Annotated in this window: 9 protein-coding genes; 2 read left to right on the top strand and 7 right to left on the bottom strand. The window is 69.6% G+C overall.

What is annotated here, in order from left to right; translation table 11 throughout:
- Window positions 1-264: 264 nt before the first annotated feature.
- On the top strand, window positions 265-3,255 hold the full coding sequence (locus tag UK23_RS29900) for an amidohydrolase family protein (RefSeq protein WP_045315017.1): 2,991 nt from the start codon (window positions 265-267) through the stop codon (window positions 3,253-3,255).
- A 4-nt stretch (window positions 3,256-3,259) separates the two neighbouring features.
- Here UK23_RS29900 and UK23_RS29895 read toward each other — a convergent pair whose 3' ends face one another.
- The 5 genes from UK23_RS29895 to UK23_RS29875 all read right to left on the bottom strand — a co-directional run bounded on the left by UK23_RS29895 (window position 3,260) and on the right by UK23_RS29875 (window position 9,498).
- Window positions 3,260-4,474 (bottom strand): DUF2201 family putative metallopeptidase, encoded by a 1,215-nt coding sequence (locus tag UK23_RS29895; RefSeq protein WP_045315016.1) that lies wholly within the window; start codon window positions 4,472-4,474, stop codon window positions 3,260-3,262.
- A complete protein-coding gene (locus UK23_RS29890; protein WP_045315015.1) occupies window positions 4,471-5,685 on the bottom strand; it encodes an AAA family ATPase in 1,215 nt (404 codons plus the stop codon). The genes UK23_RS29895 and UK23_RS29890 overlap by 4 nt, the downstream gene beginning before the upstream one ends.
- A gap of 56 nt (window positions 5,686-5,741) precedes the next feature.
- Window positions 5,742-6,971, bottom strand: coding sequence for a hypothetical protein (locus tag UK23_RS29885; protein WP_045315014.1), 1,230 nt, complete (start codon window positions 6,969-6,971; stop codon window positions 5,742-5,744).
- Window positions 6,972-7,055: 84 nt separating this feature from the next.
- On the bottom strand, window positions 7,056-8,723 hold the full coding sequence (locus UK23_RS29880; RefSeq protein ID WP_045315013.1) for an ABC transporter family substrate-binding protein: 1,668 nt from the start codon (window positions 8,721-8,723) through the stop codon (window positions 7,056-7,058).
- Window positions 8,724-8,805: 82 nt separating this feature from the next.
- The gene (locus UK23_RS29875) at window positions 8,806-9,498 is read right to left on the bottom strand and encodes a TetR/AcrR family transcriptional regulator (protein WP_045315012.1); all 693 of its coding nucleotides are present in this window, start codon (window positions 9,496-9,498) and stop codon (window positions 8,806-8,808) included.
- A 152-nt stretch (window positions 9,499-9,650) separates the two neighbouring features.
- Between UK23_RS29875 and UK23_RS29870 the strand changes: the two genes are divergently transcribed.
- Window positions 9,651-10,550 (top strand): phosphotransferase, encoded by a 900-nt coding sequence (locus UK23_RS29870; protein WP_045315011.1) that lies wholly within the window; start codon window positions 9,651-9,653, stop codon window positions 10,548-10,550.
- On the opposite strand, the gene UK23_RS29865 is transcribed toward UK23_RS29870, so the two are convergent.
- Entirely contained in the window at window positions 10,541-12,463 is a 1,923-nt protein-coding gene (locus UK23_RS29865; RefSeq protein WP_156213473.1) for a putative bifunctional diguanylate cyclase/phosphodiesterase, read from the bottom strand. The two genes, UK23_RS29870 and UK23_RS29865, sit on opposite strands and share 10 nt — an antisense overlap.
- Window positions 12,460-13,494 (bottom strand): sugar ABC transporter substrate-binding protein, encoded by a 1,035-nt coding sequence (locus UK23_RS29860; RefSeq protein ID WP_052685180.1) that lies wholly within the window; start codon window positions 13,492-13,494, stop codon window positions 12,460-12,462. Before UK23_RS29860 ends, UK23_RS29865 begins: the two co-directional genes overlap by 4 nt.
- Window positions 13,495-13,588: the final 94 nt, after the last annotated feature.

The raw sequence follows: 13,588 nt of genomic DNA, 5'->3' as shown, positions 1-13,588 counted from the left end.
GTACTTGCAGACGCCAATAGAGCCACGGCCAGGGGACGAGCGTCGCGATCCGGGCAACCGGGTCGCCGGGCGGGTTCTTCTCGGTCGCCGAGCCGTTGATGCGGTGGCAGGTGCGGCGCAGTATCGCCGCGGATCTGGCGCGTCTCAAGACGAACGTCGAGGCGGCCCACTGACTGGGCGCTGGGCCGAACGGCGGATGTGCGACGTTCGTGCGGTGGCAGGGTGGATCTCGCTGGGGATCAACTCTCGGGGGAGTGCCACCACATGGATCTGTCGCGCCGCGAACTGCTCACCCGCACCGGGCAGGCCGCCGCTCTCGCCACCGCCGCGTCCACGCTGACGATCGGAACAGCGCGGGCTGAGCCCGGCGTGAAGCTGACGCAGGGGACGAACATCTCGGTTTCCCGTTCCGCGGACGGGAAATGGCTCGCGTTCGACCTCGTCACCGCGATCTGGGTGCTGCCGTCGGCCGGTGGTACCGCGCGCAAGCTGACCGACGAGCTGCAGGACGCCACGCTGCCGTCGTTCGGGCCGGGCGGCCAGATCGCGTTCCAGTCCTATCGGGACGGCAACTACCACCTCTACGTGATCGGTCGGGACGGCAGCGGTCTCAAGCAGCTCACGCACGGCAAGTACGACCACCGCGAGCCCGCGTTCTCGCCGGACGGCACGAAGATCGCGTTCGTCAGCGACCGCGCGGGCAGCTACGGGGTGCACGTCCTGGACGTCGCGTCCGGGGCGATCACGCAGCTGACCGGTGTTCCGGACGAGGCCGCGGCGCCGCAGTGGTCGCGTGACGGCAAGCGGATCATCTTCGTCACCGGCAACGCCACCGTCGACACGGTCACGTTGGACGGCAAGCGGGAACGGCTCGTCACGGCACCCGCGGGCTACCAGCTGTTCGGTGCCGCGTTCGGGCCCGGCGACCAGCCCAGCTACACGCAGATGCGGCCTGGGCAGGCCGATCTGATGCTCGGCACCACCGCCGTCGTCACCGGGCAGGACGTGTTCGGGTTCGCGCCGGTGTGGGACGGCGACCGGGTGCTGTACACCGCTGACGGCCACATTCGCTGGCACGCCAACGGTTCCAGCAGGGACGTCCCGTTCGAGGCCTCCGTCCCCGTCAAGACCGTCAAGCCCCACCGCGGCAAGAACCTCGTGGCAGGCCCGGTCAAGGGCATCGCGGGACCGGTCGTGTCGCGAGACGGCTCGAAGATCGCGTTCCGCGCGCTGAACTCGCTGTACCTGCTCAGCAACGGCAAGACCACGAAACTGACCGATGGCGAGTACTTCGACTCGGACCCGGACTTCTCGCCGGACGGCACTCGGTTGATCTACGCCAGCGACCGCACCGGTGTCGCCCAGCTCTGGGTCCGCGACCTCGCGACCGGCTCGGAGCAGCTCTACGCACCCGCGCCAGGCGCCCAGACCACACCGCGTTTCTCGCCGGACGGCACGAAGGTCGCGTACGTGGACCAGGACGGCCAGGTCTGGATCGTGGACGCCACCGGTCGCCGCCAGATCACCCCCACGCTCTTCCAGCCAGGGCGCCCGACGTGGTCCGCGGACGGCTCGGTCGTCGCGCTGGCCGCCGTGAAGCCGTTCTCGCGCCGGTTCCGCGAGGGCACCAGCCAGATCCTGAGCGTCGACCTCGCCGGCGGTGAGCTCAAGTACACCGAGCCCATGCCGTTCCGCTCCATCGCCACCCGCGGCGACGACGGCCCGGTCTGGTCGCCGGACGGCAAGCACATCGCGTTCGTCGTGGAGAGCGTGGCCTGGGCGGTTCCGGTCGACGCCAAGGGAAACTTCACCGGCGAACCTCGCCAGGTCACCCGCGAGGTCACCGACTCGCTGGCGTGGCACGGCGACGACGCGTTGGTGTACCTGAACAACGGCAGGCTCAAGAAGTCCACTCTGGACGGCAGGACGACCACGATCCGCGTGCACCTCAACTGGGCCAAGCCCAAGGCGCCGGAACGCCAGGTCGTCCACGTCGGCGCCTGCTGGGACGGCGAGGCGCGGAACCTCCGCCGCAACGTCGACATCGTCGTGGAGAACGGCAAAGTCAAGGAAATCCGCCCGCACCAGGGCCCGGCCACCAGCACGCTGACCGCCATCCCGGGCCTGATCGACGCCCACAACCACTGGCACCTGCGCGGCCGCCAGTGGGGAGCGCGCCAGGGCAACCTGTGGCTGTCGTACGGCATCACGACGGTCCGCTCACCCGGCGACCCGGTCTACCAGATGGTCGAAACGCGCGAGGCCCTCGCGGCGGGAACCCTCACCGGGCCACGCTTCTACGCCACCGGTGAGGCCATCGACGGCTCGCGCGTCTACTACAACTTCATGCGCCCAACGTTGTCGCGCGCCCAGCTCGACCTGGAGCTGCGCCGAGCCCACGAGCTCGCGTACGACATGATCAAAACCTACGTGCGCCTGCCCGTCGAACTGCAACGCGCCGCAGTCCAGCGCTCGAAGGTCCCGCTGTCGTCCCATTACCTGTACCCGGCCGCGAACCTCGGCATGGACGGCATGGAACACGTCGGCGCCACCAACCGCCTCGGCTACTCCCACACCGTCACCCGCCAGGGCAAGGCCTACCAGGACGTCGTCGAACTGTTCGTGCGGTCCGGCATGTCGATGACCCCGACACTCTTCCAGTCGCGCGCTCTGTTCGCCGAGGACAAGTCGCTGGTGACCGACGAACGCACGCGAGTCCTGTTCCCGCCGTGGGAGTACGACCGCTACGTCACCGACGCCAACAACGCCGGCACCCCGGCCTCGACCTGGTCGCCGGACATCCTGCGCGGCTGGGTCACGTTCGCCCTGGCCGTGCACCGCAAAGGCGGCCTGGTCATCTGCGGCACCGACGCGCCTCTGGACACCCCGGCCACCGCTACCCACATGAACCTGCGTGCGATGGTGAAATACGGCTTCACACCACGGGAAGCGCTCATCACCGCCACCCGCAACCCGGCCCGCTGGCTCGGCCTGCCGATCGGCACGATCAGGCCCGGCGCACCCGCGGACATCTCGTTCGTCGAAGGCGACCCGCTCCAGGACATCAAGGCGGCGGCCAACGTCAAGCAGGTCATGGTCGGTGGCAGGCTGCACCAGATCGCGGATCTCCTGAAGCCCTATCGGCAAGCCCATGCACTGTCCACTACAGACGCGCTCGAACCGTTGCCGTCGGCGGAGAACAAGCACTGGTGGCACGAGCCGGAGTGGGCGGAGCACGTCTGCTGCGCCCACTGACACATCAGCCGATGGACACCACCCGCGCCCACGCGGGTGGTGTGTCCGGGACGTAGTAGGGATCGTCCTCGCCCGATCGGCTCGGCCGGGGAAACAGGCCCACCACCGTGCGGCACGGCGGGTGGGTCTCCGGCCAGGGTGTCTGGCCGTCGGTCAGCGCGACGATCACGTCGGGACGGGGACCGATGCGCAGAGCCTTCGCGAAACCCTCCCGCAGGTCGGTTCCACCACCGCCCACGAACGTGATCCCCTCCGCGTGGCACAACGGATCCGTGATGTGGGTGGCGGCGTCGCAGGACAGCACCGAGACGAGATCACGGTGGCCGCCCACGGTTCGGACGATCGCGGCGATCTCGAGGATCGCACTGCCCAGCTCGGTGTCGCTCACGGATCCCGAGGTGTCGACGATGACGACGACGCGAGGCGGCCGGCGCCGCAGGCTCGGCAGCACGACTCCCGGCAGGCTCGCTGACCTGCGTGACGGCCTGCCGTACGTGTAGTCCGCGCCCGCACCCGCGGTCGAAACGGCGGAACGGAGCGCCATTCCGAGCAGGTCCCGCCACGGCTGAGGCGGGTGGAAGACCTCCTCCGCCCACCGCTGCCAGCCCTGCGGCGCGGAGCCGGGGCTGCCGGTGATGCCCTCTGCCACCCGGAACCGGACAGCGTCCCGTTCCTGGGCACTGAGCCCGTGCGCGCCGTCCGCGCCGAGATCCCATTCCCGTTCCAGCCCGTCCGCGCCGCTGCCGCAGTCGAGCCACGCCCATCGGCTGGTGCACGGGCCGAGCCCGAACTGGTGCAGGTAGTCCTCCATCAGCTGTCCTGGCGGCAGCCTGAGCAGTTCCGGCTGGACGGCGCCCTCCGGACGCACCAGCCCGTCGCCGAACACGTCGTCGTTGATCTCGCAGTCCGCGGCGATGTTCATCCGCAGCCGCTCGGCCGGTCCGGTCAGCTCGTGCGCGACGGCGTACCGGTCGCCGCGCCCGTGGTGGTCGCGGAGCAGGTGCGAGACCTCGTGCACCCACACCCCGGCCAGCTCCTCGACCGGGGTGCGGTCCACGAACGCCGCCGAGACGTAACAGCGCCAGCGCTGGTCCACGGCCATCGTCGGCACGCGCCGCGACTCCACCGTCCGCAGGGCGAACAACGCCGTCGCGAGGTACGGCCGGCACCGGACCGCGTGCAAGCGGGCGGCGAAGAGCTTCTCCTCGTCCAGGTTCATCGGCGGCTGCCTGCTCCGACGCGTTCCACTGCCTGGTCGGCGCGCCGTGCCACCGACACCGCGCCGGCCAGCCGTTCGATCTCCGGTGGCACCTGCCAGTCGTCGCGGCGCAGTGCGGCGAGCGTGGACGCCGGGACGACCACCAGGTCCGGCGCTCCGGTGTCCAGGGCCAGCACCAGCAGCGACCACGCGGCGTTCCAGCGGGACTCCTCCGGGCGCTTGCGCACCGCCGCCACCACGCCGTCGAGCACCGCCTGACGCAGATCGCCGCGCTCGGGAAGGACGGCCGCCGCCGGATCCGCGAGCAGTGTCTCCGGATCCGGCAGGTCCATCCGGTCGAGGCCGGCCAGCAGCTCGAGACCCGGACCATCGCCGACCGCGCCCCGCACCAGCATGGACAGCACCTCTCGTGACGTGCCGGCCGCGGTCGCGAAAGCGATCAGCCGCAACGCCATCTCCCAGCTGCGCGGAGAGGGCCAGGGCCCGCCGCGGCGGGCTTCGTTCTTCGGCAGCTGGTGCACGAGATTCGGCCTGGCCGCAAGCAGTTCGCACACCGCCCGGCGGGCGAACGCGACGGCTTCCGCGAGCCGCGCCGGGTCGAGCCGGGGCAGCGTCGCGGCCGGCCAGGTGCCACCGAGTCCGCGCACCACGACGTCGTGGTCGTGTGCCCACTGCAGGTGGACGAACCGGTTGGCCAGCGGCGGGCTCAGCTCCCAGCCGTCCGCGGCGGAGGAGCGAGGGTTGGCGGCCGCCACGATCCGGACACCCGGCGGCAGGCGCAGCGCACCGATCCGGCGTTCCAGCACGACGCGCAGCAACGCGGCCTGCACGGCGGGCGGCGCGGTGGACAGCTCGTCCAGGAAGAGCAGCCCGCGACCGGCCCGCACCAGGCGCACCGCCCAGTCCGGCGGGGCCATCGGCACGCCCTGGGTCGCGGGATCGTCGCCGACCACCGGCAGCCCGGCGAAGTCGGAGGGTTCGTGCACGCTGGCGATCACGGTGGTCAGCGGTAGTTCGAGTGACTCGGCGAGTTGGGTGAGTGCCGCGGTCTTGCCGATCCCCGGCTCTCCCCACAGCAGCACCGGCAGGTCGGCGGACACGGCCAGCGTCAACGCGTCCAGCTGGTCGTCGTCACGCGGCTCGGTGGAAGTGTTGTGCAGCAGGGCGAGCAGGTCGGCGGCCACGTCGAGCTGCCGGACATGTGAGGTCATAATTTCGATTCACCTTGGGGTCGAGTGGGGCCGGGTGCCGGCCGAGCGAGAAGAAGTCAGCGGTGTGCGCAGTGGCGGCGCGGGCGAACGCGGAGCCGGCGGTCCCGAGTGGACGGTTCCTGGCCGGGGTCCGCGAGCCCGGCCCGGTACAGCCCGTGCAGGACCTGGCGGCGCACCGCCCTGTCGAGCTCGTCGCGCAGTTCTCCGTTGCGCAGCAGCACATCCGGCCCGAGCAGATCTTCGACGGCGGCGAGTGCCCCCGCGGTGTCGCCGTGGTCCAGCCGGGCGCGCACGTCCGGAAGCTGTTCCGGGTGCCGGTGCACCGCGTCGATCGCTTGCAGGCACGGCAAAGGAGGGCCGCCCAGTGCGACCAGCATCTCCTCGCGGCGAAGCTCGCCGGGGTCGTGGTCCAGCGGGACGAGGACGCCGTCGGCCACGCTGATCCGGTGCGTGGCGCCGCGACAGTCGACGAGGCGCGAACCCGTTGTGCCGTCCGGACTTCGTGACGTGCCGGATGGACGGCCGGGGAGAAGTGCCGACGCGACGAGCGGGTGCAGCCGGTCGGCGTCGATCAACCCGGCGCGGAGCAGTTCCAGGTCGGGCAGCTCCCAGGTCGCCGCGTAGGGCAGGACCAGGCCCGTGTCCGGCGCGCCGGGGTTCAGCACGATCCGGCGCCGGGATCCGAGCCTCACGGTGACAGCGCCGCTCGCCAATCCCTCGGCGCGGAGCAGCAACGCGGCCTCACCGGCCCAGCGGTCGGTGGCTCCGGACCGCTCCCGCAGCTCGGAAGTTCTGCGCGCGTCCCACAGGTGGCGGTGCAGGTCGAGGCGGAAATGCCGGTCCGGCCGGGGATGCGGATGTCCGCGCGCGTGGCCCAGTGGCCCCGACGGTTCCCACAGCGCGAGGCTGATCCGCTGGCCGGCGCTCGCCCAGGCAGGAGGTGTCCGCGCGACGAGCTGCACCGAGCGGTACCGGGCCAGGGAGACGGTGAGACCCGGCCGCAACAGACCGTTGGGAGCGATCCTGGGAAAGTGCCAGCGCAGCAGGTCAGGAGCCAGATGGCGCAGATCGGCGCGAATCGTCGCGGCGAACCGCGTGCCGTGGGTGCGACCCAGGGCGCGCAGGTTCAGATCCACGTCGACCCGCGCCGCGGCGCAGGCTCCTGACCAGTCGCCCGTCGCACGGCGGGCGGTCGCGGACTCGATCATCGACGTCGGCACGGCGAACTCGCGCACGTGCGACCAGAAACTGAGGCGGGACTGTCCGTTCGCGATCGATGGGTGCATCAGCACTCACCTTTGGCGAACGGGACCCCCGATCTGCTCGAGTAGGTGATCATCGCTTTTCAGCGTACACAGATCCGCAACCGGCTATTTGGTGTAGCCGATGCTCGCGTACTCCCACTCCCCGTTGCCCTTCGCGCCGAGGTTCGCGATGGTCGACCGGACCGCCACCGCACCGGGCTGGTGGTAGAGCGGCTGCTGGTGCCCGATCTTCCACAGCTCCTCGTCGATCTGGTTGGCCAGGGCGGCGCGCTTGGTGTCGTCCAGCTCGGCGGTCGCCTCGTCGTACAGCTTGTTGATGGTGTCGCTGCCGATGTGGCCGTAGTTGCGGCCCGTGTTGCCGGGGCTGAGGAAGAAGATCGGCTTCGCGCCGCTGATCGGGAACGGGCTCTGCTCCCAGCGGAAGCCGGTGACGTCGAAGTTGCCGGTGAACACCCACTTCGTGAGGAACTCGGCGGACGGGACCGCGGTGAGGTCGACCTTGACGCCGATCTGCTTGAGCTGGCTCTGGACCAGCTTCGCCACCTGCTCGTTGGGGGCGCTGGGGGAGGGGATGACGTAGCGCAGGACGAGCTGCTTGCCGTCCTTCGCGCGGTACTCGCCGTCGAGCTTCCAGCCCAGGGAGTCCAATGTGGACTTCGCGGCGTCCTGGCTGAACGGCACGAGGCCCGAGTGGTCCTGGTAGTTCTTGGTGCCCGGCGGGAACATCCGGTTGCCGACGGGCTTCACCGCGCCGTTGGTGATGCCACCGACCAGCGCCCTGGCGATCACGCTCGCGTCGACGCCGCTCATGATCGCGGTGCGCAGCGCGGGATCCGCGAGGATCGACGACGCCGCGCCGTTGAACGTGAGGTGGGTGTACTGCGGTGTCACGGCGTCACGCAGCACCACGCCGGGGATGCTCTTCGCGCGCTGGAACAGGTCGATGCTCGCGCCGACCTCGTAGAAGTCGATGGCGCCGTTGGCCAGCGCGTCCGCCAGCGCGGGACGTTCGACCACCCGGAAGGTGATCTTGTCGAGCTTCGCCCTCGCGCCCCACCAGCTGTCGTCGCGCACGACGGTGATGACCTTGCCGGTGGGGTCGATCGAGCCGATCTTGAACGGGCCGGCCGTCACCAGAGGCTTGTCGGCCCACGACTTGGTGAACGCCGCTGCCGAGCCGTTCAGGGTCTTCGGCAGCAGCGGGTTGAACAGCGCCTTCCACTCGGCGAACCGCCGCGCGAACGTGATCTTGACCTCGCGGTCGTCACCGCCGCGCTCGACCTTCGAGATGTCCTCGTAGCCGGTGTTCGTCGACGCCTGGTAGCCCTCGGCCTTGCCGGACAACGCTTTCGCCTGCGCGTCGAAGTCCTCCCACGACAACGCCCTGCCGTCGCTCCACTTCGCCTTGGGGTTCAGCCGGTACGTGACGACGAGCGGGTCGCTCGAGGTGACCTCGGCGCTCTCGACGTAGTCCTTGTTCAGCACGACCGAGCCGTCCGCCTTCTGGGTCGCGGTCCCCGGCACCATCGCGGCCAGCATGAGCACGTTGTTCCCGGTCGCGCCGTCGACGCTGTACACGTTCCAGTTGGAGGGGACCTCGTCGACCGGCCAGCGCAGTTCACCACCGTCCTTCAGCTGCGCGGGATCGAGACGGTTCACGTCCTCCGCGGCGTTCGCGTGAAGCTGGCTGCCACCGTTGCGCTCCGGTGCCGCGCAGGCGCCCAGGAGCAGGGTGACGGCGACCGCCATCGCGGTCGTGCGTCGAATCGTCATGGCACGCTCTCTGTCGTCGGTTCAGGACGCACTCTCGCGCGCCACGACGTTCGCGGCCATCATTTTGGTGATCTTGGCAGGATCAGTTGCCCGCCGCGAGCGCGTCGAGCCACTGGAGCAGCAGCGCGGTCTCGGCGTCGGTCAACGACGTGCGGCGGGTGCGCAGCAGTGCGGCCAGCTGCACCGAGGCCGTGAGCAGGCTCGTGTCCGCGCTGGGTGCCGCGGTACCGGACTCCGGTGTGAGCAGCCGGCTGTGCACGGCGTCGCGCACCTGGGTGGACAACTCCGGGTCGGCGTAGGTCTCGGGCTGCGTGACGATGCTCAGCGCGACGCCGACGTTCGCCGACATGATGATCTGCGCGGCGCTCTCCGGGTCGACGCGCAGCCTGCCCGCCTCGGCACAGCGTTCGAGCACCTGCCGAAGCAGCAGCAACGCCTCCTTCGCGGCGTCGGGCACGGCCTCGAAGCTCGGCGAGTACATCATCCGGTACACCGACGGGTGGGCCCTGGCGAACCCGACGTGCGTGTCCCAGCCGTCACGCAGGTCCTGGACCGGGTCCGCGGACGGCCGAGCCTCCCGCTTGGTCGCCAGGTAGCGGTCGAAACCGTAGTCGACGACGGCGCTGAGCAGCCCGTTCTTGTCCCCGAAGAGGCGGTAGAGCACGGGCGCGCCGACACCGGCCGCCGCGCACACGGCCCTGGTGGAGACGTCGCGGTCCGGGGAGGCGTCGAGCAGCTCCTCCGCCGCCTCCAAGATGCGCGTTCGCGTGTCCATGGCCACGAGTATAGCGCTGCTAACAGATCGGTGTAGCGATGATAACGAGCCTGCGGTCGCCTCGATCGCGGTTCACCGCTCGCCATCGCGATCATCGTCTGCAAGCGGTAAATGATCTGCGGGTCGGCTGACGTTCGTGACACGATCGTGTCATGACAGCCAAGGACGCCGCCGTCGCAGCGGGTCGTGACCTCGGGCTCGACGTCACCGAGGGCAAGGTGCTCTACGAACTGTTCTCAGTCGTGGTGCACCTCGTCCCGTCGCCGGTCGTGGCCCGCGTGCCCACCGTGCTGCCGCACACCACGACGCCGGCGGACCTGGCCCGGCGCCAGCAGCAGGAGCTCGACGTGGCGCAGTGGCTGCACGAGCAGGGCACGCCGGTGATCCCACCGAGTCCGCTCGTGCCGCGCGAGCCGGTGCAGTGGGACGGGTTCTCGATGACGTTCTGGCCGTTCACCGAGGAGGACGAGGACTCGGTGCCGGACTACGTCAGGAACTCCGAGCTGACCGCGGACCTGCACAAGGCACTCCAGGCATATCCCGGAAAGCTGGACTTCCTGTCGTCAGCGGAACCGAGGTTCGTCAGGGAAGGCCTGGAACTGCTCGAAAGCAGGCCGGACCTCGTCGATCCCGCCGATGTCGCCCGCGCCAAGCGCGAGTGGCTGGTGCTGGAACCGCTCGTCAGCGACGAAACCGAGTTCCTGAAGGCGTTTCCGGGCATCGACCTGCAGCCGGTCCACGGCGACTCGCCGCCCGCGAACATCTTCGCCGGCGTGAACGGCCCGCTGTTCTCCGACTTCGAGCTCATCACCAGGGGACCGGTCGAGTGGGACCTGGGCGGCCTCGGGCTGGAGCTCCAAGCCGCCTACGACCGCGGTGCCATCAAAAACGGCCTGCGCACGCTCGACAAGAACGTCCTCAGGTTCGTCAACGCCGTCGGTGCGATCCGCGTGATCGCGTATCTCAGCTGTGCGGACCAGTTGCCCGCCATGGTCGAGTTCATGCAGCCGTTCATCAACCAGTGGCGGGACACCGAGCCCTATCAGGCGTGAGCGGCCGCCCGATCCCCAAGCCAGGCAACGACTTCCTCGGCGGGCAACGGCTCGCTGAGGAAGTACCCCTGGACGACGTCGCAGCCGGCCTCGGCCAGCGCCGTCCACGTGTCCTGGTCCTCGACACCCTCCGCGACGGCCTGCAGCCCGAAGTTCCTGGCCAGGGCGACGAGGGCGTGCACGATCGCGCTGTCACCGGCGTCCGTGCACATGTGCGTCACGAACGACCGGTCGAGCTTCATCTCGTGCACCCGCATGCTGCGCAGGTACGAGATGGACGAGTAGCCGGTGCCGAAGTCGTCGATGGACAGTCGCACGCCGAGATCGGTGAGGTGCCGCAGCACGTCCACCGCGCGGTCCGGGTCGGAGATGATCGCCGACTCGGTGATCTCCAGCGTCAGCAGTCGCGCGGGAAGTCCGTGCCGCTTGATCAGATCGGACACGTCACCGGGGAACTCCGTGTGCAGCAAGCAGGCCGCGCCCACGTTCACCGAGACCGGGACTTCCCAGCCCGCGTCCTGCCACGCCCGGCACTGCCGCAGCGCCGCGTCGATCACGTACCGGGTCAACGGCTCGATGAGACCGTTCTCCTCGGCGATCGGGATGAACTCGTCCGGCCGCACCAGCCCACGGGTCGGGTGCTGCCAGCGCGCCAACGCCTCGACGCCGCACACAGCGCCCGTGTCGGCCAGAGCCTTGGGCTGGTAGTGCAGGAACAGCTCACCGCGGTCGATCGCGTGCCGCAGTTCCGTGACGGCGGTGAGCTGCGAGGCGCCGCGCTCGTGCAGGCGGGCGTCGTAGACGGCCACACCGGACTTCTCGCGCTTGGCCGCGTACATCGCGATGTCCGCGTGCCGCAACAACTCGTGGCCGTCCATCGAGTCCACCGGGCACAGGGCGACGCCGACGCTGCCGGCGATCTCCAGTTCCAGACCCTCCAGCGTGACCGGCATGGCCAGCGCGCCGAGGATCTTCTCCGCGACCATCGACGCGTTCTCGGCCGACCCGACAGCGGGCAGCAGCACGGCGAACTCGTCACCGCCCAGCCGTGCCACCAGATCCGTGTCGCGGACGGCCCACGAGAGCCTGTTCGCCACCTGGCGCAGCAGCAGGTCGCCGGTGTGGTGCCCGAGCGAGTCGTTGACCTCCTTGAACCTGTCCAGGTCCACGATCAGCAACGCCAGCGGCTCGTTCTTCTTGCACGCCTTGGCGACGGCCGTCTCCATGCGCCGCGCGAGCAGTGTCCGGTTGGCCAGACCCGTCAGCGCGTCGTGATGGGCCTCGTGCTCGTTCTTGGCGGCCTGGCGCAGGATCTTGCGGCGGTGGCCCAGCAGGACCATGCCGAACAGTCCCACCAGGAACGCGTCCAGCACGAACGCGATGATCTGGGCGACCCGCAGGCTCGAGTTCTTCTCGTCCGCGGAACGCAGGTACTCGAGGGTGTCGAGGCGCTTGTCCCCGATCGTCGAGGAGATCTGACGGCGCAACGACGAGTGCGCGAGCGACGCCTGGTCCGCCTGCAGCGAGTCCTGGCCGGCGATCACCTTGCGCAGGATTTCCGTGGTCTGGTCGTACAGAGGCATCAACCGCGCCGCCTCCGCGACGTCGTCGGCCTGCCCCTTGGTGCGCAGCCACTCGATCTCACCGCGCGCGGAACCCAGCGAGTTCTGCAACGGCTCGAGGGTCTGCTCGGTGCGCATGGCCTGCAGGTCCCGCAACGCGTTGTCCGCGACGTTGATGTGCTCCAGCACGCGGCTCCACCGCTCGCTGGAGTCGTTCAGAGCCCGCACGTGCGCGGTCGTGGCCTGCGCGGAGACGCTGCTCCACAGCGCCAGCCCCGCCAGGGCCAGCAGCCCGGCCGTCAGCCCTGCCGTCGCCACCCGTGCGGTGGCGCGGCCCTCCCAAAGCCTCACCGTGCCTGCTCCAACGGTCGCACCCAGCTCGACGGATCCTCGACGAAGCTGTCGATCTGCGCTTGGAAGAACTCCTTGCGCGCCTTCTCGGACTCCTGCCGGTGCAGGATCTGGTCGAGGTTCGCGGTGGTCACCGTCAACCCCGGTGTCTCGACCCAGCCCTCGGGTAATGGTGCCGCTCCAGTGGCGTGCCGCGCGAGCAACCAGCCCGCGACAGCGCCCTTGAGATAGTGCTCCGGCGAGATCGTCGCCACCATCGCGCCGTCCCGCACCGCCTGCAACGTTCTCGGGTCGACCCCGAAACCGCCCACCAGCCACCTCGCCGACTTCTCGGTCCTTATCGCGGCGAGGTTGACCCCGTCGCAGTCACCGGTCCCAACGAACGCGAGGGCATCGGGATTCGCCGCCACGAGTCTTCGCCACGCGTCGAGGTTCGCCTCGTCGTCGCGCTGCGTGTCGAACGGCCCCAGCACCAGTACTCCCGGTAGCTTCTCGGCGAATCGCCCCCGAATGCCGTCGGCACGGTCGTCGAACCCGGCGAGTCCCGGTGAGGTGTTTCCCAGCACCACAGTCCCGGTCGCGTTCGAGGGCAATCGGCGCATCAACTCGTCAGCCAGCTTTTCGCCGAGTTCGTAGTTGTCGTTACCGATGTGCAGTTTCACGCCGGAACTCGCGGTGAGCCGCATGTCCACACCGATGACGGCGACGTGCTGGCTCAGCGCCTCACCGATGGCCGGTGCCATCAGCGCGGGTTCGGAGGTGGCGACCGCGATTCCGCCAATCGCTGCGACCGTCAAATCGGCGAACAACTCGACTTCCTTGTGCCCGTCCTGGCCGGGAGGCCCGGTCACGGTGGCGCTGACGCCGCCGATGCGGCCGACGCCCTCGTGGAACCCGCTGGTCATCTCCTGCGCGAACGAACCGCCCGTGCGCTTGACGACGAAACCCACGTGCGGCAGCGCGTCGGACTTCGCGGCGCCACCGCAGCCGGATAACAGCAACAGACCCAGCACCAGCGCCGCAGCTCGCATCTATGACCTCGGGCTCGCTCGACTGACGGTGATTGATCTCCGGAGCGGCCCGATGCTACATCGCACGGCACCAAATAGGGATGACGCACCCCAA

Origin of the sequence: Lentzea aerocolonigenes, from assembly GCF_000955955.1 — a bacterium.
GTDB lineage: Bacteria > Actinomycetota > Actinomycetes > Mycobacteriales > Pseudonocardiaceae > Lentzea > Lentzea aerocolonigenes_A.
Note: the sequence above shows the minus strand (reverse complement) of the source record. Positions and strands in the feature narration are given on the sequence as shown.

Coding starts and splice junctions, on each gene's coding strand:
- UK23_RS29860 (WP_052685180.1), bottom strand. CDS start 13,494: ATGCGAGCTGCGGCGCTGGTGCTGGGTCTGTTGCTGTTATCCGGCTGC.
- UK23_RS29880 (WP_045315013.1), bottom strand. CDS start 8,723: ATGACGATTCGACGCACGACCGCGATGGCGGTCGCCGTCACCCTGCTC.
- UK23_RS29895 (WP_045315016.1), bottom strand. CDS start 4,474: ATGAACCTGGACGAGGAGAAGCTCTTCGCCGCCCGCTTGCACGCGGTC.
- UK23_RS29900 (WP_045315017.1), top strand. CDS start 265: ATGGATCTGTCGCGCCGCGAACTGCTCACCCGCACCGGGCAGGCCGCC.
- UK23_RS29890 (WP_045315015.1), bottom strand. CDS start 5,685: ATGACCTCACATGTCCGGCAGCTCGACGTGGCCGCCGACCTGCTCGCC.
- UK23_RS29885 (WP_045315014.1), bottom strand. CDS start 6,971: ATGCACCCATCGATCGCGAACGGACAGTCCCGCCTCAGTTTCTGGTCG.
- UK23_RS29875 (WP_045315012.1), bottom strand. CDS start 9,498: ATGGACACGCGAACGCGCATCTTGGAGGCGGCGGAGGAGCTGCTCGAC.
- UK23_RS29870 (WP_045315011.1), top strand. CDS start 9,651: ATGACAGCCAAGGACGCCGCCGTCGCAGCGGGTCGTGACCTCGGGCTC.